The following is a 21,082-nucleotide window of genomic DNA, read 5'->3' as shown; positions in this document are numbered from 1 at the left end:
TGCCCCATCAAGATGGCTCATATTTACTATTAACAAATGGATTATTTGACGTCGATAGAATCAAATCAATAGTGTGTCTTAAATCGAAGCGCGGAGGCCCACCTTGAACATCACCCAAGACATTCGCGACATCCTTGAATCGAACGAAGCGTTCGCCGGACGGGCCGATCAGCTCTCCGAGGACGACAGCCTGTTCGACAGGGGGCTCGACTCGTTCGGCTCCGTCCAGCTGATGCTGGCCCTGGAGGAGCGGTTCGATGTCGAGTTCCCCGACGCGCTCCTGAACCGCAAGTCGTTCTCGACGATCCGGTCGATCCGCGACGCCGTGTCCACCCTGATCAATCGGGAAGCCGCATGAGCACCCTGGCCGCGCGTGCCGAGCGGGCGGCGGCGGTGGCGGCTCGCCACGCCGACGCTGTCGATCGCGAGGGCCGCTTCCCGGCGGAGGCGGTCGCTGCCCTGAAAGCCGAGCGCCTTCTGGGCCTTCAGATCCCCGGACAGTTCGGTGGTGAAGGCGCAGGGCTCACGCAGATCGCAGAGCTCTGCAGCACGCTCGGCCAAGCCTGCAGCGCGGCCGCGATGGTCTTCGCGATGCACCACATCAAGGTGTCGAGCCTCGTCACCCACGGGCTCGACAGCGCCTGGCACTGCCGGCTCATGGAGCGGATCGCGCGCGAGCAGCTGCTCGTCGCCTCCTCGACAACCGAGGCCGGCATCGGCGGCGACCTGCGCAACAGCCTCTGCGCGGTGGAGGCGACCGGCGAGGTCTTCGCCCTCGGCAAGGACGCGTCGGTCATCTCCTACGGGGCCCAGGCCGACCTGATCCTGGCCACGGCCCGGCGCAACCCGGACGCCGCGACCTCCGACCAGGTGCTCGTGGCGCTTTTCGCCGACCAGATCGCGCTAACGCGCACCGGGGGGTGGGACACGCTCGGCATGCGCGGGACCTGCAGCGAGGGTTTCCGCCTAGAAGCCCGGGAGATTCCCGTCGAGCAGATCCTGCCGAAGCCGTTCGCGGAGATCGCCGCCCAGTCGATGCTGGCCTCGTCACACCTGCTCTGGAGCAGCGTCTGGTACGGGATCGCGACCTACGCCCTCGACCGCGCCCGCGCGTCCGTGCAGGCCGAGGCGCGCCGCCGGCCCGGGCAGGTCCCGCCGACGGCTCTGCGCCTTGCCGAGGTCGCCAACGCGCATCAGGCGATGCGCGGCACCATCGTCACGGCACTCCGTCGGTTCGAGGACGCGCACGGGGATGTCGACACGATCGGCTCCGTCGGCTTCTGCGTCATGCTCAACAATCTGAAAGTCACCGTCTCCGACATGGCCGTCGACATCGTGCGCTGCGCGCTCACGATCGTCGGGCTCGCCGGATACAGGAACGACACGCCCTTCAGCCTCGGCCGACCGCTGCGCGACGTCCTGTCCGCCCCGCTGATGATCGGCAACGACCGCATCCTCGCCAACACCGCCAAGCTTCTGCTCGTGCAGAAGGGCAGCGGCCAGCTCATGAGCGCGTGATGGAATCGCTTTCCCCTCCCCCCAGCGACGTGCTGCTCGAGGACGAGCCGGCCGGCGGTCCGACCTTCCTCGACCGCCTGTTCGATCACGGCCTGCTGATCCGCACCGGCGTCGACGGCCTCTACGGCCGCAGCGGCGCCTTCGAGAGCGTCGTCGAGGCCCTCGATCGGCTGATCACCCGCGTCGGTGACGCGGATAGCGCAGAGGTGATGCGGTTCCCGCCGGGCATGAGCCGGCCGGCCTTCGAGCGCAGCGGCTACCTCAAGGGTTTCCCGAACCTCGCGGGCACCATTCACAGCTTCTGCGGCGACTCCGCGGGCCATGCCGAGATCCTCGCCTGCGTCGAGGCCGGGCAGGACTGGACGGGTCAGCAGGAGGCCACGGACGTCGTGCTGACGCCGGCCGCCTGCTACCCCCTCTACCCGGTCGCCGCCGCCCGGGGAGCGCTCCCGGCCGAGGGCCGCCTGTTCGATCTGCAATCCTACTGCTTCCGGCGCGAGCCCTCGCTGGAGCCGACACGGATGCAGCTGTTCCGGATGCGCGAATACGTGCGCATGGGCAGCCCCGAGCAGGTTCTGGCCTTCCGTGAATCCTGGCTGGAGCGCGGCACCGCGATGATGCGCGACCTCGGCCTGCCGGTCGCGATCGACGCCGCCAACGACCCGTTCTTCGGCCGGGCCGGCCGGATGCTCGCCAACAATCAGCGGGCGCAGGGGCTGAAGTTCGAGCTGAACGTCCCGGTCAACAGCGTCGAGAAGCCGACCGCCTGTCTCAGCTTCAACTACCATCAGGACCATTTCGGCAGCACCTGGGAGCTGCGTCAATCCGACGGCGCTGTCGCCCACACGGCCTGCGTCGGCTTCGGCCTGGAGCGGATCACGCTGGCGCTGCTGCGTCACCACGGCCTCGACCTCGCCGCCTGGCCCGAGCCGGTGCGCGCCGCGCTGTGGGGCTGACGGCGTGACCGCCGCCCTCCGTCTGCCATCCGGGCTCGCGCCGGCCGGGCCATATGTCCCGCACCCGCTGCACGATCCCGGTCGGGATTGGCCCGAGACCAACTGCTACGTCGACCTCTGGATCGAGCTGCTGCACGGCCGCGGCCTCGCGCCGGAGGCGATGCTGGGCTTCACCCTGCGGCAGGATTTCGAGGGCGACCAGTTCACCTTCTTCAAGCCGCCGCCCGGCGATATCGAGGACCTCTACGGGCTCGAGGTATTGGAACTCGCGGTCTACCGGGACCTGGAATCCCACGCCCTGATGCAGGTGGGCACGGGTCGGCCGGTCCTGGTCGAGGTCGACGCGTTCTACCTGCCCGATACGCACGGGACGACCTACGGTCGGGACCACGGCAAGACGACGATCGGCATCCTGGCGCTCGATCCGGCCGCAGGCGAGCTGGATTACCTCCACAATGCCGGCCGTTTCCGGCTCTCGGGGGCGGATTATGCCGGTATCTTCGGTCCCGCCGCGCTGCCGCCCTACGCCGAGTTCGTGAAGGCGGTCGCCCCTCCCCTCACGGCAACCGCCCTGCCGGGCGCGGCCCTCGACCTTCTGGTCCGGCACCGCGCCCGCGCACCCCAGCACAATCCCGTCCTGGCCTTCCGCGACTCCCTCGCCGCCACGGCCGACGGGCTGGTCTGCCGGCCGCTCAGCGTGTTCCACGCCTATGCGTTCAACACGACCCGGCAGCTCGGCGCGAATTTCGAGATGCTCGCGAGCCACCTCGCGTGGCTCCGGGAAAGCGGCGCCGGCGACTTCGCATCCGCCGCGGAGGCGGCTGCCGACCTGAGCCGGGAGGCGAAGGCTTTCCAGTTCCAGCTCGCGCGGGCCTTCCACCGCCGTAGCGCTGCAGGATTGGCGCCGCGCCTCGATCGCCCCGCCGAGACCTACGCCCGCGTGTTCGCGCTGCTCGACCGGGCGCTCGGCCGCTGAGGACGCCGATGGCCCGCATCCGCAGCGTCGACGGCCGCGTGCCCCAGGCTCCGAAGGGGCCCTGGCAACTCGCCGTGACGCCGCCCGGCGCCTGCAGGGAGTCGCGCGACCTCGGCGGCGTCACCGACTGGATCGCGGCCGAGGTGCCCGGCACCGCGGCATCGGCTCTGCTCGCGGCCGGCCGCTGGTCCGAGACGGCACCGGAGCCGATCCACGACCGTGACGTCTGGTACCGGACCCGCCTTCAAGGCGTCGGCCGGTTCCGCCTCAACGTCGAGGGTCTGGCGACGCTGGCCGACATCTGGCTCGACGACGCTCTGATCCTGTGCAGCCGCTCGATGTTCGAGGCGCATTCCGTCGCGATCGATCTCGACGGTCCTGCCGAGCTCGCGATCTGCTTCCGGTCGCTCCGCGCGGACCTCGACCGTCCGGCCAAGCGCGGACGCTGGCGGCCGCGGATGATCACGCCCGGATCGCTCCGCCATGTGCGCACCAGCGCAGTTGGGTTCATGCCGGGCTGGTGCCCGGAGATCGATCTCGTCGGGCCGTATCGGCCGATCACCCTGGAGCGCGCCCGCCCCGGTCTTGCGGCGGCCGACCTGCGTGCCGGGCTCCAAGACGGGACCGGCCGCCTCGTCGCGCGTCTGCGGATCGACGGCGGTGTCAGCGCCGTCGTCCTCCTGTGCGGCGGCCGCGAAATGGCGCTCACCGAGGCCGAGCCGGGCCTGTTTACCGGCGTGCTGGAATTGCCCGGCATCGCGCCGTGGTGGCCCCACACGCATGGCGAACCGCATCTCCATCCGGTCGCGGCGCGTGTCGGCGACGCGCTGTTCGATCTCGGCCCGGTGGGATTCCGGTCGCTGTCGCTGACCCGATCTTTCGAAGAGGGCCTGTCGCTCGCGGTGAACGGCGTGCCGGTCTTCTGCCGCGGCGCCATCTGGACGCCGCCGGACCTCGTCGGCCTGGGCACGGAGGGAACCCGGACGCTGCTCGCGCTGGTCCGCGAGGCCGGCATGAACATGCTGCGTGTTCCCGGCACGACGCTGTATCCCTCAACCGACTTCTACGATCTCTGCGACGAGGCCGGCATCCTGGTCTGGCAGGATCTGATGCTGGCCAATTTCGACTATCCGCACGACGATCCGGACTTCGCCGCCCGTCTGACCCGGGAGGTGACGGGCTTCCTCGACCGGACCCAGACCGCGCCGTCGCTCTGCGTGCTCTGCGGCGGCAGCGAGGTCTGGCAGCAGGCCGCGATGCTCGGCGCGCCGCGCGCCGTCTGGGCCGACGCGTTCTGCGAGACCACCCTGCCGGCGCTCGCGGCGGCGTCACGTCCCGACCTCGTGATCGTACCCAATTCGCCGTCCGGCGGTGCGTTGCCGTTCCTGCCGCGCGCGGGCTGCACCCATTATTTCGGCGTCGGCGCCTATCGCCGGCCCCTCGAGGATGCCCGTCGCGCGGAGATTGGCTTCGCCAGCGAGTGCCTCGCGTTCTCGAATCCCTCCGATCCCGAGACCCTGGGTCCGGTCGGGCCGGCCGATCCGCGATGGGCGGCCGGCATCCCCCGCGACCGCGGCGCCGACTGGGATTTCGAGACAGTGCGCGACCATTACGTCGACCGCCTCTTCGGCGTCGATCCGGCCGGGCTGCGCACAAGCGATCCGGACCGCTACCTCGAACTCGGCCAGGCGGCCGTCGCCGAGGCGATGGAGGCGACCTTCGCGGAGTGGCGCCGGCCACGCTCGCGGACGGCGGGCGGCCTCGTCCTGTCCTTGAGCGATCTCGGGCCGGGTGCGGGCTGGGGTGTCATCGACTGGGCGCGGCGCCCGAAATCGGCGTGGTATGCCCTGAAGCGCGCCTTCCGGCCCGTTCAGGTCTTCCTCACCGACGAGGGGCTCGAAGGCCTCCACCTCCACGTCATCAACGAAAGGCCTACGCCGCGTGCGCTGACCGTGGCGCTGACCTTCTGCGACGTCGGCGGTCGCGTCGCGGCCCGGGCCGAGCGCGACCTTGTGTTGGACGGCCATGCGGCGCTGACGCTGTCGTCCGCCGACCTGCTCGGCCGATTCTTCGACGCGACGGACAGCTATCGGTTCGGACCGCGGATCCACGACCTTGCGCATGCACGGCTCAGCGAGCCTGACGGGACGGTCGTGGCCGACAGCTTCCACTTCCTCGGCCCGCGCCCGAGCCTCCGCGAGGTCATCGGTCTCTCGGCCGAGCCCGTGCTTGCAGGGGCCGGTCCGGCGCTGCGCATCTCGACGGCGCGTCTGGCCTTCGCGGTGCGGATCCGCGCCCCGGGCGCGCACCCCGCCGACAACGGCTTTCATCTCGCGCCCGGCACGACGCGCACCATCGCGTTCCCCGGCGCCGACCGGCTGCCGCGCGGCAGCGTCTGCGCGATCAACAGCAGCGAGATCGTGGAATTCGGCCATGACGCCTGAGATCACGACGCCTGAGATCACGACGCCTGAGTTTCGAGGGGCGACGACGCCCTCCGGCCCGTGCGCGCCGCAGCCGGTGACGTTCGATGGTCTGTTCGGCTGGCTTCATCCGGCGGTGGGCCGGCGAGGCGTCGTTCTGTGCGGAGCCTTCGGCTTCGAGCAGATGGCCGCCCACCGGCCCTGGCGGGTGCTTGCCGACGCGCTTGCGGGCGCGGGCTGCCCGACCCTGCGCTTCGACTATCCCGGCGAGGGCAACTCCGCCGATCCCGGCGAGGCGCGCGTCGCGTCCTGCGTCGCGGCGATCCGCCAAGCCATCGGCTACTTGCGCCGCGCGACCGGAGTCACGGAGGTCGTGCTTGTCGGGCTTCGCCTCGGCGCGACCCTCGCGGCACTGGCGGCGGAACAGGAATCCGTGGACCGGCTCGTTCTGCTGGCGCCCGTGAAGAGCGGGCACGCGTACCTGCGCGAGATGCGTCTGCGCGCCCAGACGATCGGACGCCTGCCGGACGGATCGAACCCGCCCCAGGAAGCCGACACGCTGACGATCGGCGGCTTCTGCATGGAGGCCGCGTTCCTGGCCGATCTCGCCGACTTAAATCTCGCGCGGATCGACAATCCGCCGGCGCCGCGCATGCTCCTGCTCGCTGCCGAGACGAAGGCGCTTGCAACCCGCCTCGGCGCACTGGGTTGCGACGTCGTCACCGGTCCGTTTCCGGGGCTCGCCCAGCTGGTCGGCGACCCGATCTTCGCCAACGTCCCGGCTGCGGACTTCGCGCGCGTCACGGGCTTCGCGACAGACGGCATGGCGGTGTCCGCAGGCGCTGCGCCACCCCCTCCCCCGGCGCGCCTGGCGGGCTCCGCCTGGGACGAGGAGCCGACCCGATTCGGACCGGGCCTGTTCGGCATTCGCTGCGGGCCGCATCTGCCCGGGACCAGTGCGCCGATAATCGTGTTCGTCTCGACCGGCATGAGCGTGCATTCCGGTTGGGGGCGCCAGACCACGACACTGGCTCGGAGCCTGGCCAGTGAGGGCATCGCCTCGATCCGCTTCGATCTGAGCGGGATCGGCGACAGCGCGGATCGTCCGGATGGCCGCAATCCGCTTTTCGCCCCGGACGGGTTCGCCGACATCGCTGCGGCGGTCGATCAGATCGCCGGTGCGGGCGCCCCCATCGTGCTCGTGGGCGGGTGCAGTGGCGCCTACGCGGCGTTCCAGGCCCTTTGCCGGGATCCGCGGATCGCCGGCGCCCTCTTGATCAATCTCTACTGCTTCGACTGGGACCCGGAGCAGGATCTCGACCGCGTGATCCGCCAGACGTTCGGGAGCGCCTCCACCTATGCGGGACTTCTCACCCAGGGCTCGACCTGGCGGCGCCTGCTCCGGGGCGAGATCCGTGTCCGGCCGATCGCCGAGGCCCTGGCGCGGCGCGGGTTCGACGCGGCGCTCCGGCGGGTCCGCCGCGCCTGGCGCCCGATCAACCCGGGTGGCTCCGTCGCCCGGCGCGTCGCAGCCATCCGGCGCCGGGGCGCCGAGATCCGCCTGCTCTACAGCGCCGGCGATCCCGGCCTGATCGCCGCGCGCCGCCACCTCGGACGCTTTCCCGGCCGGGCCGACCGGCGCCTCGGCGCGCCGGTGACGGTCGTGGCCGGCGCGGATCACAATCTCGGCTCGCCCGAGGCGCAGGCCCTGCTGGCGGCGCAGCTGCGCGAGCTGCTGCGGGCCGTGCGGCGCGTGCCGGCGGCGCGGCCGGCTTCCACCGTCTCCGAGATCCGCCTCGACGCAGTGGCCCGGACATGAGCCTCCTGCCGATCGGACGCATTGGGCCGGCTTTGCCGCGTGACGCGCAGCAGCGGACGACCGACCGATGCTGAGCCTCATGGCGCAGTCGGCCGTCAACCTGACGTTGCTGATCCTGAACCTGCTTGCCCCTCTCGAGGTGCAGGTGGACAAGGGGCGCGCCTACGCCGCCGGGGAGTCCCATCAGGCCGACATCTACCGGCCAAGCGGACCCGGGCCGCACCCGGTCGTAGTGTTCCTCTACGGCGGCGGCTGGCGGAGCGGGTCCAAGGAAGATGTCGCCTATGTCGGCGCCGCCTTCGCGCGACGCGGTTTCGTCGCGGTCATCCCGGAGTACCGGCATGTCCCGGCGGCGGGCCTGCCGGACATCCTGGACGACAACGCCACCGCCGTCGCCTGGACGCTCGCGCACGCGGCCGAATTCACGGGGGATCCCCGCCGGGTCGTGGTCGTGGGTCATTCCTCCGGCGCCTGGGCCGCCGCGATGCTGGGACTGGATGCGGCGTGGCTGGAACGGGCCGGGACCAGCCCGGAGGCCCTGGCGGGCATCGTTGGACTGTCGGGCCCCTACGCGGTTGCCGCGCTGAACGACCCGCAGGACCGGCAGGTCTTCGCGGGCAGCGATCAGGCCTTGCAGCCGATCAACCACGCCGCCGGGCCGCATCCGGCCATGCTGCTGCTCACGGGGGCGGCGGATGGCGACGTGAAGCCCTCCGGAACGGTCGCGCTGGCGGACAAGCTTCAGGTCTCCGGGAGCACGCCGCAGATGCGCATCTACCCGGGACTCGGTCACGCCGACATGGTGGAGGCCCTCAGCGTTCCGTTCAGCCTGCACAGCTCGGTCGCGAGAGACATCTGCCGCTTCGTCGATGCCGCACGGGCCGGGCCTTAGCGGCGTCGGTTGATCCGCTCCGAACGGCCGCTTCACCCGGCGGTAAGCGCGTCCTGCCACTCTCCCCGGGCGTCCGGGATCCTCGCATGACCAGCCTCGTCGAAACTCTCTCGGTCCGCCGCGCGGAGGCGGGGCGTTCGCCGTTCGAGAGCCCGCTTCTGATCGGGATGCTGGTCCTCGTCGCGCTGTTCGGCCTGTACGATCCGCGCAATCTGATCCCTGTCTTCGACGGGCTGCGCCTGCCCGATACCGATGACATGATGCGCCTCGTCGGCGTGCGCGACCTGCTGGCCGGCCAGGGCTGGTTCGACCCCGTGCAGCACCGCATGCTGCCGCCGGCCGGCATCGCATCGCATTGGTCCCGCCTGATCGATCTGCCGCTCGCGGCGCTCATCCTGGCGCTCACGCCCCTGATCGGGCGCGAACTCGCGGAGCCGGCCGCCGCCGCACTCTGGCCGCTGATGCTCTTCGTGCTCTACGGCGCGCTGGCCTTTCTCGGCATGCGCCGGCTGTTCGGGTGGCGCCCGGCCTTGCTGACGCTGTTCATTGCGCCGCAGACCGGCGTCTTCCTGAACACCTTTCGCTTCGGCCGGATCGATCACCACAACGCGCAGCTCTGCGCCGTGCTGGCGGTCGCCCTCGCCCTGGCGCGTTCGGACCGGCCTGTTCGGCGCGGCCTCGTCGCCGGCCTCGTGGCCGGCCTGTCGCTCGCGATCGGGCTCGAGACGCTGCCGGTCATCGCTGCCGCCGGCCTGTTCGTGGTTGCGGACTGGGTGCTTCACGGCGCCCGCGCGTCCGGCCGGCTCACAGGCTTCGGCGCCGGCCTGTTCGCGGCGAGCGTCCTGCTGTTCGGCGCGCAGACAGCGCCGGCCCTGTGGACCGTCCCGGCCTGCGATGCGCTCTCGCCGCCCTGGCTTCTGCTCGCGGCCGGGGGCGCCCTCGCTGGCGTCGCCGCCCTCGCGGCGGACCGGCGCGGCCTGAACCGGAACGGGCGTGCGACCGTCGCGGCTTTGGTGGGGGCCGCCGTGGCGGCCGGTTTCGTCCTGATCGCGCCGGCCTGCCTCGCCGGGCCGTTTGCCGGCATGGACGCGCGCGTGCGCACATCCTGGCTGGAGCGGGTCGACGAGATGCGTTCGTTCCTGCAGGTCCTGCGCGGCGAGCCGGACGTGGCGCTGGCCAACATCGTGCCGCTGATCGCGGCCGCGCTTTACGCCACCGTCATGGCAATCCGCGTGCACGAGCCGGAACGGCGCCGGTTCTTCCTCGCGGTCGCGACGGTGATGTGGCCGGGCACGCTGGTTGCGCTGGTCCAGGTGCGCGGCATGTATGTCGCGGGCGCCTTCGTGCCGCTGATGGCCGCGCTCGCGCTCGATCGCGCCATGCTGATCGTCCGGGAAAACGCGACCATCCTGCGGCGGCTGCTCGTCCTGGCGCTGCCTCTGACGATGATGGGCAAGGTCTGGGCGATCGGTGCCGACGTGCCGATGCGCATTGCGGCGGCCCCTGGCACGCAACCGGCGATCGCCGGGACTTGGACGACCTGCACCGAGCCGACGGCCCTCGCCGCCCTCGGCCGGCTGCCGACGGGGCTGGTGCTGAGCGAGATCGACCTGGGGCCGGCCATACTCCTGAGGACCGGGCATTCGATCGTCGCCGCGCCGTATCATCGCAACCTTGTCGGGCTGCGCGCCGCGATCGAGGCGTTCGAGGGCTCGCAGGCGGTCGTGAGGGAAGTGGCCCGGGACCGGGGGGCCGACTACCTCGTGCTGTGCACGCTCGCGCTCGAACCGGGCGGGCCGGACAAGCCGCAACCCTTCGCGACCGGCCTCGCCCGCGGCAGCCAGGCAATCCCGGACTGGCTCGAGCCGGTTGGCGGCATGCCGGGCGGGTCGCCGCTCAGAGTCTGGCGCATCCGACGCGAGTGAGCGTGCGGTGGCCCCGCGCGCGTTCCGCTCCGCACGATCAGGGCACGTTCAGCCTCACAGGTGGGCGATCCGCTTGTCGGGTGAGCCTCAGGCGAGGCGCAGTCGACCTTCGCCTGAGGGTTTGCAGCGGCGGGATCGCGCGATCAGCTGGCTCGCCCGGCCGTATTCACTTGCTCTTGCCGCCCTTCTTCCCGAGCTCGGCCTGCGCCGATGAGGATGTCCGCGGGTTGGACTTGCCTTCCTTTTTGGCCTTTGCGTTCGCCTTCTTGGCCGTCGCGCTGCCGTGACCCTTCTTCTCAGTCATCGTCACCTCCATGATCGGAGGTCGAATGCCGGAGGGGCATTCCACGTTCCGGCGCACGCGAAGTTCCCTGTGAAAGGACGGCACCGTCCGTCAACTCGGACAAGCGATGCACTGCACGCCGTCTATCCCCGCGGCCACGCGATCGGCGCGATGCCGAAGGTCACGGTCGAGGCGCTCTCTGGCTTCCCACTGGTCCTGATGGATCCCGCCACGAGCGTGAGGGCGGTGGTCGACCTCGCTTTCATCGGTGCGGGCCGGCTGCCGGTCGTTGTCTGCGCGGCGACATACATGATGACCGCAGTGGGTATGGTGCGAGCCGGCCTCGGCCTGACGATCCTGCCGGGCTCGGCGCGAGAGTTGCGAGCCGAGCGGATACTGCGATCGCGGCCCATCGACGACCCGCAACCCAAGCGGCCGGTTTGCCTGATCAAGAAGGCGGCCCGGACGTTGCCGGTCGCGGCCGAAGAATTTTGCAAGCGGTTGTTGAGTCGGATTTCGCATCAAGGGTGACAGGAGAAGCTCGCCGTTCGAAAATCGACCTCGTGACCGGTTGAAACTGCTGATCCGGCGGAGTCTATCGTCCTTGGGATGACTGTTGTTGCGCGACATGTTCCTCTGAGCTCCATCGAATTATGAAGTTCACGAAAATAACATCCGTTTATTTGCTGCTTGATGTTTGAAAATCTGTTATGATTACGGAGAATATCAGTTAATCGGTAGGCGTCCGCTTCGCGCGGTGCTGCGCCCGGAAGCGGAACAGCAGATATCCGCCCATCAGAGACGCTCGGGCATGCGCTTCGTGGCGGCAGATGGCCGAGAGCGGAACGGCAGCTTTTGAAGGGATGAGGGGCAGGATCGGACGCCAATCGCCTTAAGATCCGCCTGGTCGATTGCTCCGTCCAGCTGGTCAGCCTCCGTGGCATGCCATCTGCACGACGACTGCCACCCGTCGGATTGGAGGCGCTTGATGAGGCGACGCGATTTTCTTGCTGGCGCCACAGCATCCCTCATCGCCGCGCCGAGACTCGTGCGCGCAGAGGCCGCCACAACACTCAAGTTCATCCCCTACGCTGACCTTGCCCTGCTCGATCCGTTGGTCAGCGCCTTCGTCACCCGCAACCACGTGATGATGGTGTTCGACACCCTCTACGCCCTCGATGCCGCCGGTGTGCCTCGGCCGCAGATGGTGGCGGGCGAGAGCGTCGAGGATGGTGGCCGGCGCGTGCGGCTCACCCTGCGCGACGGGCTGAAGTTCCACGACGGGACCCCCGTTCTCGGACGGGATGTCGTCGCCAGTCTCCGACGGTGGGCGAGCACCGACTCCTTCGGCCAGGCGCTGATGGCTGCCACCGACGAACTCTCATCGCCATCCGACACGACGGTCGAATTTCGCCTGAAGCACGCGTTTCCGCTCCTACCGAATGCCTTGGCCAAGCCAACGAACCTCATGGCCGCCATCATGCCGGAGCGGCTGGCTGCGACACCGCCCACCACCCGTTTGACTGAGATGGTCGGTTCGGGTCCGTTCCGCTTCGTGGCGAACGAGCGCGTGCCGGGCGCGCGCAATGTGTACCGCCGCTTCGAAGGCTACGTGCCGCGGAGTGACGGAGCGCCGAGCTTCTGCGCCGGGCCGCGCATCGCCCATTTCGACCGCGTCGAGTGGCTGACGAACCCCGACCCGGGCACGCAGGTCGCCGCTCTCCAGGCCGGCGAGGTCGACTGGGTCGAGCAGCCGCTCATGGATCTCGTGCCGAGCTTGCGCACGAACAGGGCGATCAAGCTCGAGGTCGTGGAAGACAAGGGCCTCATCGGCGTCCTGCGCTTCAATTTCCTCCACCCGCCCTTCGACAACCCGGCGATCCGGCGCGCCGTGCTGCGGGCCGTCAACCAGACCGAATTCATGCAGGCGGTCGCAGGCGAGAACGCCGCCGTAGACACCCGCGTCGGCGTGTTTGGCCCCGCCGGTCTGCCCATGGCCAATGATTCCGGCATGGAGGCGCTGAGCGGTAAGCACGACGTCGCCAAGCTCAAACGCGACATCGCCGCGGCCGGCTATAAGGGCGAGCGGGTCGTGTTCCTGACGGCGACGGACGTTCCGCGCATCAGCGCGATCTGCAGCGTCGGCGTCGCGATGATGCGTCAGCTCGGCCTGAACGTCGACGAGGTCTCCACCGACTGGGGTAGCGTGGTGCAGCGTTCCACAAGCCAGCAGCCGATCGACAAAGGCGGCTGGAGCGTGTTCGGCTCGTTCTGGGGCGGCTACGACGTGATGAACCCAGCGGGTCACCTGCTGCTACGTGGCACCGGGCTGAGGGCCTGGAACGGCTGGCCCACGGACGAGCGGCTGGAGAATCAACGCCAATCCTGGATAGACGCCGCGGACCAAGCCGGGCGGCTCGAGATTGCGCGGCAGATTCAAGCCCAGGCGTTTGAGGATGTGCCGTTCCTACCCTTGGGTTCGTACCTCCAGCCGACAGCCTACCGTGCTGATCTCGCCGGTATGCAGGTGGGCCTGCCGCTGTTCACAAACATCCGGCGGTCTTGACCCAGATCTCGCTGCGGCCGACTGAGCGTTCAAACCACACCAACTCAGCGCGTCGTCGGCCGGTCTTGAATACTGGAGTGGGTCCGAAACCGGCGCGGAAATTGCCCAGGGTCAGCCACTAGCTCCCGTGCCGTAGCCGCGTGGGTGCGGTGCGTGTTTCAGGCCGCTCAGTACCGCGGCTCACGGTATGACCGGGGGACCGTCATATGGTGGAGAACGGGCGTGCTGCCGCCTATGATGCGGGTGGCGACGGTGCCGAACGGGTCGCGGAACTGCCTGGCCGGTACCGGCGGGTCGAACGTGGTTGCCTCGCGGCTGCGCAGGTTAGGTTGCCGATCCGGTCGGACGTTGCGCAGTAGCCCCATCGGCGTGGAGTCGAATGTGTCGAGGGCGACGGTGCAGCCGCACCGGATGAGCGTCGACCTCCGCTTGACCGCCTCGTCACGCAGGATGCCGACCAGATGGATGACGCTGCGGATGGTGGCGCGCCCGGCGCTCCGCCATGGCGCCCACGACCTATCCGGCGGGCCGACTTGAAGTCGCCGGCGGAGTTTTGACCAGAGCCGGTGCACACACGCTAGCTTGAGGATAGCGGTACCTGCTCCCGCCGATCACAACGGCCCGTGAGGGCTCAGCCTCGACCGGGGTGAGCGCACGGTTTCTCAGCGGTGCCAGGGTAGAGCGCTCTTTCAGGGATCATCGAGATCGTACCTGCTACGACGTCCGGTCGCCGCGCAGCGGGCGCGGCTGAACGCCTGCACCGGCAGGATCTGCGGTGCAGGCCCCGCCGCATCGGCGACCTCCCGCACGATCTTGGTGCGGATCGCGGTGGCGAACTCCGCCTTGTCGCGCACCGGCACCAAGAAGGCACCGGGTCCGCCGATGACGCAATCGCGATAGTACAGGTCGAGGTCGGGTATGTCGTAGGGGCCCGTCGGCGCCTTGAGCATCAGCGGCAGGCCGTTGATGATGACGCCGGCAGCGACCGCGTCGTCCCGGGACAGGGTGACCGCGCGACCCTGATTGTTCGGACCGTCGCCGGAGACGTCGATGACGCGCCGTGTGGCCTCGAACCGGGCCTCACGCAGGAGCCCCATTGAGAAGTCGAGAGCCGCCGCGATCGCGGTCCAGACGGCCCGGGTCGGGAGCGCGTGCGTGAGCTGATCGGCGAAACCGTCGGCCTCGGCAGCCGTGCCGATCACCGTCCAAGGCACGACCACGGACTGGCTTCCGATTCCGGCCCACTCGACGTAGGTCACGGCGATGCGACCGATGAGACCCTGACGTATGGCCGCCTGGACAGCCGTGGAGCGGAAGGCCGCGACATAGCCGTCGCGCTGCACCCGCTGTTCCTCAAGATCCATCGACAGCGACACGTCGACCGCGAGGACGAGGGCGACGTCGACCTCCGTGCTCGCCGGCTGAGCCGGCGCCTGTCGAGCCGGAATGATGAGAGCGCAGAGAGTGGCGGCGATCGCGGCGAGGCGCATGACAATTCTCCGACGCGTCCACAATGGGGCGCGTGCGCACGCATCTCAACGGCGATGCGGTCGCGCTCGGACCGTGTGACGCCACGGCGGCCGAGAGATGCACGGATCTTGCGGGCCCTCCTCTACAGGGAGTGGATTATGGACACGCTTAGTGGGCGCCGCTGGTTGCAACTCGGCCTCGGGCTGATCGTCATGATGACGATCTCAAGCCCACAATACGTCTGGACGCTGTTCGCCAAGCCGTTTCAGGGGGTGACGAACGCCTCGCTCGCCGCCGTGCAGGTCACGTTCACGCTGGTGATCGTCCTGCAGACCTTCTTCTCACCGGTGCAGGGCTACCTGATCGACCGCTTCAGCCCCAAGCTGATGATTGCGCTGGGCGCAGCGCTGTCCGGCCTGGGTTGGGTTGCTGCGTCCTTCGCGCAGTCGCTGCTCGGCCTCTACGCCACCTACGGCCTGTTCTGTGGCTTGGGGACTGGCATCGTCTACGTCGGGATCGTCGGGTTGATGGTGCGCTGGTTCCCGGATCGGCGCGGCTTCGCCGCCGGCCTCGTCGCGGCGGGCTACGGCATGGGCGCGATGATCACCACGTTCCCGATCTCCGACATGATGCAGACCGCCGGCTTCCGGACGACCCTGTTCGATTTCGGTCTCATCCTCGGCGGTATCGGCATTCTGGCCGCATTGGGCCTGCGGGCGCCTCGCGCCGACGAGATCCCGACCTCCGAAGCTGCCCGCGTGACGATTGCGGCGGCCGATACAGCGCCCGGCGCGATGCTGCGCACGCCCCTGTTCTGGCTGATGTTCGCCATGATGACGATGATGTCGACCGGCGGCCTCATGGTCACCGCCAACTTCGCCGCCTTCGCGCGCGAGTTCGGGGTCGCGGATGCGCTGGTGTTCGGCTTTGCGGCTCTGCCGTTCGCGCTGACCTTCGACCGGGTGACCAATGGTCTGACGCGGCCCTTCTTCGGCTGGGTCTCCGACCATATTGGCCGCGAACTGACGATGACACTGGCTTTTGCGGGAGAAGCGCTGGCGATCTGCCTGCTGCTTTACTACCGACAGAACGCTTACGCCTTCGCTCTGCTGTCCGGGGTGGTGTTTTTCGCTTGGGGGGAGATCTTCTCCTTGTTCCCCTCGCTCCTGACCGACACCTTCGGCACCAAGTACGCCACGACGAATTACGGCTTTCTGTACATGGCGCAGGGCGTGGGCGCTCTGCTCGGCGGCCCGATCGCAGCCCTGATCCACGATGCGGCCGGCAACTGGGTGCCGGTGTTCAGCATCGCGATCGGCTTCGATTTGCTGACTGCCGGCCTGGCCCTGATGATCTTAAGGCCCATGCGGCGGGACTGGGTGGGCGCACGTCGAACGCCACCAATCATCCCGGGGGCCGCGACGGCCTGATGCCGGACCCTGGCCGTCGCGCGTCGCGAACCACGCTGCGCGGGCGCGTCACATCCCCGGCCAGCAATGCCGTCAACGGCCGGGTTGCTCGTGGTGGTGTCAGCCGGTGCCGCCCCGCGAAGACCGCCCGGACAGGAGCGCGTGTGCAATGGCTGCCGTAGGGTTGCGAGGGTGCATCCTCCCGGGATGAGCGGGCGACGGTGTCGTGCGCGGGAGGGAGATGGCCCTGGCTTCCGGATATCGAAGCTTTGTCCCTTTCGGCCGCGATCTTGCAGGCAGGCACGGGTGACGCCCGAGGGCGATACGTGGGGGGATCGAGATGCGCGCTTCTATACTGGCCGGTATCCTCGGCCTCCTGATGGCCGGCTCAGCGCAGGCTCAGGTCAAGATCGGCATCGTCGGTGCGATTACCGGACCCAACGCGGCGTTCGGCGCCCAGATCAAGAACGGCGCCAGTCAGGCGGTCGATGACATTAACAAGGCCGGCGGGATCAATGGCCAGAAGCTCGTCGCCGTCATCGGTGACGATGCCGGCGATCCCAAGCAGGGCGTCTCGGTCGCCAACAAGTTCGCCAGCGACGGCGTGAAGATGGTGGTCGGCCACTTCAACTCAGGCGTGTCGATCCCGGCCTCCGACGTCTATCTCGACGCCGGCATCATCCAGGTCACCCCGGCCTCGACGAACGTGAAGTTCACCGAGCGCGGCCTGTGGAACACGTTCCGCACCTGCGGCCGCGACGACCAGCAGGGCGCGGTGGCCGGCACCTACCTGGCCGATCACTTCAAGGGCAAGAAGATCGCCTTCGTCCACGACAAGACCCCCTATGGCAAGGGCCTCGCCGACGAGACCCTGAAGGCGCTCAAGGCCAAGGGCGGCAAGGACGTGATGTTCGAGGGCATCAACGCAGGCGAGAAGGACTACTCGGCGCTCGTCTCCAAGCTGAAATCGGCCGACATAGGCGCCGTCTACTTTGGCGGCCTGCACACCGAGGCCGGTCTGATCATCCGGCAGATGCGCGACCAGGGCCTTACGGCGCCGATGATGAGCGGTGACGGCATCACTGACAAAGAGTTCGTCCAGATCGCCGGGCCGGGCGCGGCGGGCACGCTGATGACCTTCTCGCCGGATGCCCGCAAGAACCCGAACGCCAAGGCGGCGGTCGCCGCGTTCAAGGCCAAGGGCATCGATCCCGAGGCCTACACGCTCTACTCCTACGCGGCCGTGCAGGTGCTCGCGAAGGCGATGGCTGAGACCGGCTCCAGCGACGGCAAGAAGCTCGCCGACTGGCTGCACCAAGGCAAGCCGACGCAGACGGTGATCGGCGAGATCGCCTACGACAAGAAGGGCGACATCACCCGGCCCGACTACGTCATGTACGCGTGGACCAAAGGTACCGACGGCCGGATCGACTACACGGGGCACGAATTGACGCAATGATCACACTGGGCACTGTGCTGCGAGCGCGGAGGATGCACGCATGGACGAGCGGGATCTGCGCGGACTCATCGGGCGGGTGAAGGACGGCCGCCTGTCGCGGCGCGCCTTCGTGCAGCGGATGGTGGCTGTCGGCCTCACCGCGCCCATGGCCGGTCTGATGCTGGCCGGGAACGGGGTTGCGATGGCGGCCGATACCCGGGCCGGCTACACGCCGGCCAAGGCCGGCGGTGGCGGCCTCCTGCGACTCCTCTGGTGGCAGGCGCCGACGCTGATCAACCCCCATTTCGCCATCGGCACCAAGGATCAGGAAGCCTCGCGGATCTTCTACGAGCCGCTCGCCGCCTGGGATCCGGACGGCAACCTCGTGCCGGTGCTGGCCGCCACGATCCCGTCGAAGGAGAACGGGGCGCTCGCCGCCGACGGCCGCTCGGTGGTCTGGACGCTCAAGCCCGGCGTGACGTGGCACGACGGCAAGCCGCTCACCGCCGACGACCTCGTGTTCACCTGGGCGTACGCCCGCGACCCCGCCTCCGCGGCGGTGACGATCGGCTCCTACAAGGATTGCAAGGTCGAGAAGATCGACGACCTCAGCGTCCGGGTGCTGTTCGACAAGCCGACGCCCTACTGGTGCGACGCCTTCGTGGGCGTCGTCGGGATGGTGCTGCCGAAGCACCTGTTCGGACCCTACAGCGGCGCCAAGTCCCGGGACGCGCCGCAGAACCTCGCCCCCGTGGGCACCGGCCCGTACCGGTTCGTGGAGTTCCGGCCCGGCGACATCGTCCGCGGCGAGCGCAATCCCGAGTACCACCTGCCGAACCGGCCGTATTTCGACACGGTCGAGATGAAAGGCGGCGGCGACGCGGTCTCGGCCGCCCGGGCCGTGCTCCAGACCGGCGAGTACGACTACGCCTGGAACCTCCAAGTCGAGGACGAGGTGCTGAAGCGCCTGGAGACGGACGGCAAGGGCCGGGTCGACGTGGTCTACGGCGGGAACCTTGAGTTCCTGCTGCTCAACGCCACCGACCCGAACGTCGAGGTCGACGGCGAGCGCGCCTCGATCACCACCAAGCACCCCGCCTTCTCCGACCCGAAGGTGTGCCAGGCGATGAACCTCCTGGTCGACCGCAAGTCGATCCAGACCTACATCTACGGCCGCACCGGCAAGCCCACCGCCAACACGGTCAACGGCCCGGAGCGCTTCGTCTCGCAGAACACGCGCTTCGCCTTCGACCCGGCCAAGGCCAACGCGCTCCTCGACGAGGCCGGCTGGAAGAAGGGCTCCGACGGCATCCGCGCCAAGGACGGCAGGAAGCTCAAGCTGCTGTTCCAGACCTCGATCAACGCCCCGCGCCAGAAGACCCAGGCGATCATCAAGCAGGCGGCCGCGAAGGCCGGCATCGAGATCGAGCTGAAATCGGTGACCGGCTCGGTGTTCTTCTCCTCCGATCCGGCCAACCCCGACACCTACCCACATTTCTACGCCGACATGGAGATGTATACCAACAACATGACCCAAGCCGATCCGGCGATCTGGCTGCTCCAGTATGTCTCGTGGGAAGTCGCGGCGCAGGCCAACAAGTGGCAGGGCCGCAACGTCGTGCGCTGGCGCAACGACGCCTACGACAAAGCCTACAACGCCGCCCAGAGCGAGCTCGACCCGGTCAAGCGGGCGGCTCTGCTGATCACCTGCAACGACCTCGCGGTCTCCGAGAACGTGCTGCCGCTGATCCACCGGGCGAAGGTCTCGGCCGCTGGCGCCAAGCTCGTCGCCCCGCAGAGCGGCTGGGACAACGACCTGTCGTTCCTGCCCGACTGGTACCGGGAGGCCTGAGCGGGAGCGCGGGCCATGGGCGCCTACATCCTGCGACGCCTCCTGATCGCGATCCCGAGCGCGGCCCGTCCTCGCTCCACGGCATCGGGATTGCACCGCCATCTGTCATGAGTCGCCGGCGATGAGTTGCGCATGAGTGTCGGAAGCGATCCGGCGTGAGCCGCCTTGTAGCTTTCGGCGTTATGGCGCTGATCTGGGGGGTGACGTGGTTGCCGACGAAGATCGCTGTGCAGACCGTGCCGCCGATCCTCCTCGCGACGGCGCGCTTCCTCCTCTCCGGCGTCCTGTTCCTCGTCATCGTACGCGTACGGCGCCTGCCACTGCGCATCCCGGCGTTCGGCCGGATCGTCGCCGCCTCGCTCCTCATCACGACCGGATGCTACAGCTTCGTGTTCTGGGGTGTCGCACATGCTCCGAGCGGGTTGTCGGCGATCGTCAATCTGTCGCTGATGCCGATCTTCCTGGCGTTCATCGGTTTCCTCTACGGCCAGGAGCGCCTCAGCGCGCGTCGGGTCGGCGCGATCGGACTCGGTGTCGTCGGGCTCGTGCTCCTGTTCTCAGGCCGCGCCGGGGCCGCGCAAGACGGTGCCACGGCGGTGCTTGCCCTCTTGTCGGTAGCGGTCGGCACGGCCTGCTACGCCTGGGGCTCCGTGATCAGCCGGCCCTTGACGCAGACGATGCCCCCCCTGGTTCTCGCCTTCTGGGAGACGCTCATCGGCGCAATCGGCCTCGTGCCGGTCTCTTTGCTCCTCGAGGGCTACGATCCGGGTCGCTTCGCCGCCTTCTGGGATGGGCGGGTGCTCGTCTGCCTCGGCGTAATGGTGATCGGCGGCTCGCTGATCGCCTTCTCGATCTTCCTCTGGCTGGTGCGGGACTGGGGCGCGTTCCACGCCGGCCTGTACGCCTTCGTCAGCCCGGTGATCGCGGTCGCGATCGGCGTCCTCTACGCACACGAGCCTTTCGGATGGGCGGAGGCATCGGGGATGGGGATCATGCTCGCGGCGACCGCGTTGGCGCTCGCCGAGCGGTCACCTATGCAGGTCGATCAAGCCGCCTCTTGAGCAGTTCATGATGGAAGGCGCACGCAATCGCTTCCCGATTCGTTTGCGCCGCCGTCACAGCTCGCGCGGCGAGATCGTATCTGGCTGCAGTGCGTCCGAAGCGGTCGACCGGATCTGGCGGTAAGTCGCATGACCAATTTTGGACTGGCGAGCCACCAGGAACGGACGGCGGGGTAAGGTCCTTGGTCCTGTGCGGCTTGGCTTAGGGGATGTGATGCCGGGCGCCCGGCAGCGGGCCGACGACCCGGGCTGGCTCGACGCAGTGTGTCCGTTCCTGGGATGGCACTGCGGTCACTTGCACGACCGGAATGGGCGCGAAGCCGAACGGCCGGTTTTGCGCGCAAGGGCACTTCAGCGTGACGCAGATCGGCCGATCGCGGGCTGTCCGCTTCGAGACTCGGGTTATCGATAAGCGGACGTCCGGCGGCTTAGGTGAAGGCTTCCAGGAGACTCTGAACGATCAAGGGCTGGAACGAATACGAAGGACCGCTCAA

16 protein-coding genes are annotated in these 21,082 nt (G+C 68.7%); 14 read left to right on the top strand and 2 right to left on the bottom strand.

The features are described 5' to 3' along the window. The first annotated feature begins 103 nt into the window (after positions 1-103). From JOE48_RS24640 to JOE48_RS24605, 8 genes are all read left to right on the top strand, one after another. On the top strand, positions 104-358 hold the full coding sequence (locus tag JOE48_RS24640; protein WP_210033651.1) for an acyl carrier protein: 255 nt from the start codon (positions 104-106) through the stop codon (positions 356-358). Further along, the gene (locus JOE48_RS24635; protein ID WP_210033649.1) at positions 355-1,518 is read left to right on the top strand and encodes an acyl-CoA dehydrogenase family protein; all 1,164 of its coding nucleotides are present in this window, start codon (positions 355-357) and stop codon (positions 1,516-1,518) included. Before JOE48_RS24640 ends, JOE48_RS24635 begins: the two co-directional genes overlap by 4 nt. After that, positions 1,518-2,474, top strand: a complete 957-nt coding sequence (locus JOE48_RS24630; protein WP_245252948.1) for an amino acid--[acyl-carrier-protein] ligase — start codon at positions 1,518-1,520, stop codon at positions 2,472-2,474. The genes JOE48_RS24635 and JOE48_RS24630 overlap by 1 nt, the downstream gene beginning before the upstream one ends. A gap of 4 nt (positions 2,475-2,478) precedes the next feature. Further along, the gene (locus tag JOE48_RS24625) at positions 2,479-3,450 is read left to right on the top strand and encodes a DUF1839 family protein (protein ID WP_210033647.1); all 972 of its coding nucleotides are present in this window, start codon (positions 2,479-2,481) and stop codon (positions 3,448-3,450) included. Between the two features lie 8 nt (positions 3,451-3,458). Next, positions 3,459-5,894 carry a glycosyl hydrolase 2 galactose-binding domain-containing protein gene (locus JOE48_RS24620; RefSeq protein ID WP_210033645.1) on the top strand — a complete coding sequence of 812 codons (2,436 nt, stop codon included), beginning with the start codon at positions 3,459-3,461 and terminating at the stop codon, positions 5,892-5,894. After that, positions 5,884-7,692, top strand: coding sequence for an alpha/beta fold hydrolase (locus JOE48_RS24615; protein ID WP_210033642.1), 1,809 nt, complete (start codon positions 5,884-5,886; stop codon positions 7,690-7,692). The genes JOE48_RS24620 and JOE48_RS24615 overlap by 11 nt, the downstream gene beginning before the upstream one ends. A 67-nt stretch (positions 7,693-7,759) precedes the next feature. Then, a complete protein-coding gene (locus JOE48_RS24610) occupies positions 7,760-8,584 on the top strand; it encodes an alpha/beta hydrolase (protein WP_210033641.1) in 825 nt (274 codons plus the stop codon). A gap of 86 nt (positions 8,585-8,670) precedes the next feature. Then, on the top strand, positions 8,671-10,509 hold the full coding sequence (locus JOE48_RS24605) for a hypothetical protein (protein WP_210033639.1): 1,839 nt from the start codon (positions 8,671-8,673) through the stop codon (positions 10,507-10,509). 166 nt (positions 10,510-10,675) lie between these two features. Here JOE48_RS24605 and JOE48_RS24600 read toward each other — a convergent pair whose 3' ends face one another. Beyond that, complete coding sequence (locus tag JOE48_RS24600) at positions 10,676-10,825, bottom strand: hypothetical protein (RefSeq protein ID WP_210036142.1); 150 nt, start codon at positions 10,823-10,825, stop codon at positions 10,676-10,678. Here JOE48_RS24600 and JOE48_RS24595 point away from each other — a divergent pair. Both JOE48_RS24595 and JOE48_RS24590 read left to right on the top strand, forming a co-directional pair. Continuing rightward, entirely contained in the window at positions 10,793-11,323 is a 531-nt protein-coding gene (locus tag JOE48_RS24595) for a LysR substrate-binding domain-containing protein (RefSeq protein ID WP_312893366.1), read from the top strand. The genes JOE48_RS24600 and JOE48_RS24595 overlap by 33 nt on opposite strands. 457 nt (positions 11,324-11,780) lie before the next feature. Continuing rightward, on the top strand, positions 11,781-13,358 hold the full coding sequence (locus JOE48_RS24590; protein ID WP_210036031.1) for an ABC transporter substrate-binding protein: 1,578 nt from the start codon (positions 11,781-11,783) through the stop codon (positions 13,356-13,358). Positions 13,359-14,047: 689 nt separating this feature from the next. Here the strand turns inward: JOE48_RS24590 and JOE48_RS24585 are convergent. Continuing rightward, positions 14,048-14,848: a DUF1194 domain-containing protein gene (locus tag JOE48_RS24585; protein ID WP_210033628.1), complete on the bottom strand. Its 801-nt coding sequence runs from the start codon at positions 14,846-14,848 to the stop codon at positions 14,048-14,050. A 138-nt stretch (positions 14,849-14,986) separates the two neighbouring features. Between JOE48_RS24585 and oxlT the strand changes: the two genes are divergently transcribed. The 4 genes from oxlT (at position 14,987) to JOE48_RS24565 (ending at position 20,588) form a co-directional block, all read left to right on the top strand. Then, positions 14,987-16,258, top strand: a complete 1,272-nt coding sequence (gene oxlT / locus JOE48_RS24580) for an oxalate/formate MFS antiporter (RefSeq protein ID WP_210033626.1) — start codon at positions 14,987-14,989, stop codon at positions 16,256-16,258. A gap of 319 nt (positions 16,259-16,577) precedes the next feature. Beyond that, positions 16,578-17,696, top strand: coding sequence for a branched-chain amino acid ABC transporter substrate-binding protein (locus JOE48_RS24575; protein ID WP_210033625.1), 1,119 nt, complete (start codon positions 16,578-16,580; stop codon positions 17,694-17,696). A gap of 40 nt (positions 17,697-17,736) precedes the next feature. Beyond that, positions 17,737-19,527, top strand: coding sequence for a peptide ABC transporter substrate-binding protein (locus JOE48_RS24570; protein ID WP_210033624.1), 1,791 nt, complete (start codon positions 17,737-17,739; stop codon positions 19,525-19,527). Between the two features lie 155 nt (positions 19,528-19,682). After that, positions 19,683-20,588 carry an EamA family transporter gene (locus tag JOE48_RS24565; RefSeq protein WP_312893365.1) on the top strand — a complete coding sequence of 302 codons (906 nt, stop codon included), beginning with the start codon at positions 19,683-19,685 and terminating at the stop codon, positions 20,586-20,588. Positions 20,589-21,082: the final 494 nt, after the last annotated feature.

The organism is Methylobacterium sp. PvR107, assembly GCF_017833295.1.
Lineage (GTDB): Bacteria > Pseudomonadota > Alphaproteobacteria > Rhizobiales > Beijerinckiaceae > Methylobacterium.
Note: the sequence above shows the minus strand (reverse complement) of the source record. Positions and strands in the feature narration are given on the sequence as shown.

What these genes read in the sequence shown, in the direction of transcription:
- JOE48_RS24590 (WP_210036031.1), top strand. Translation starts at nt 11,781, where the DNA reads ATGAGGCGACGCGATTTTCTTGCTGGCGCCACAGCATCCCTCATCGCC.
- JOE48_RS24610 (WP_210033641.1), top strand. Translation starts at nt 7,760, where the DNA reads ATGCTGAGCCTCATGGCGCAGTCGGCCGTCAACCTGACGTTGCTGATC.
- JOE48_RS24615 (WP_210033642.1), top strand. Translation starts at nt 5,884, where the DNA reads ATGACGCCTGAGATCACGACGCCTGAGATCACGACGCCTGAGTTTCGA.
- JOE48_RS24575 (WP_210033625.1), top strand. Translation starts at nt 16,578, where the DNA reads ATGCGCGCTTCTATACTGGCCGGTATCCTCGGCCTCCTGATGGCCGGC.
- JOE48_RS24605 (WP_210033639.1), top strand. Translation starts at nt 8,671, where the DNA reads ATGACCAGCCTCGTCGAAACTCTCTCGGTCCGCCGCGCGGAGGCGGGG.
- JOE48_RS24635 (WP_210033649.1), top strand. Translation starts at nt 355, where the DNA reads ATGAGCACCCTGGCCGCGCGTGCCGAGCGGGCGGCGGCGGTGGCGGCT.
- JOE48_RS24630 (WP_245252948.1), top strand. Translation starts at nt 1,518, where the DNA reads ATGGAATCGCTTTCCCCTCCCCCCAGCGACGTGCTGCTCGAGGACGAG.
- JOE48_RS24620 (WP_210033645.1), top strand. Translation starts at nt 3,459, where the DNA reads ATGGCCCGCATCCGCAGCGTCGACGGCCGCGTGCCCCAGGCTCCGAAG.
- JOE48_RS24570 (WP_210033624.1), top strand. Translation starts at nt 17,737, where the DNA reads ATGGACGAGCGGGATCTGCGCGGACTCATCGGGCGGGTGAAGGACGGC.
- JOE48_RS24600 (WP_210036142.1), bottom strand. Translation starts at nt 10,825, where the DNA reads ATGGAGGTGACGATGACTGAGAAGAAGGGTCACGGCAGCGCGACGGCC.
- oxlT (WP_210033626.1), top strand. Translation starts at nt 14,987, where the DNA reads ATGGACACGCTTAGTGGGCGCCGCTGGTTGCAACTCGGCCTCGGGCTG.
- JOE48_RS24585 (WP_210033628.1), bottom strand. Translation starts at nt 14,848, where the DNA reads ATGCGCCTCGCCGCGATCGCCGCCACTCTCTGCGCTCTCATCATTCCG.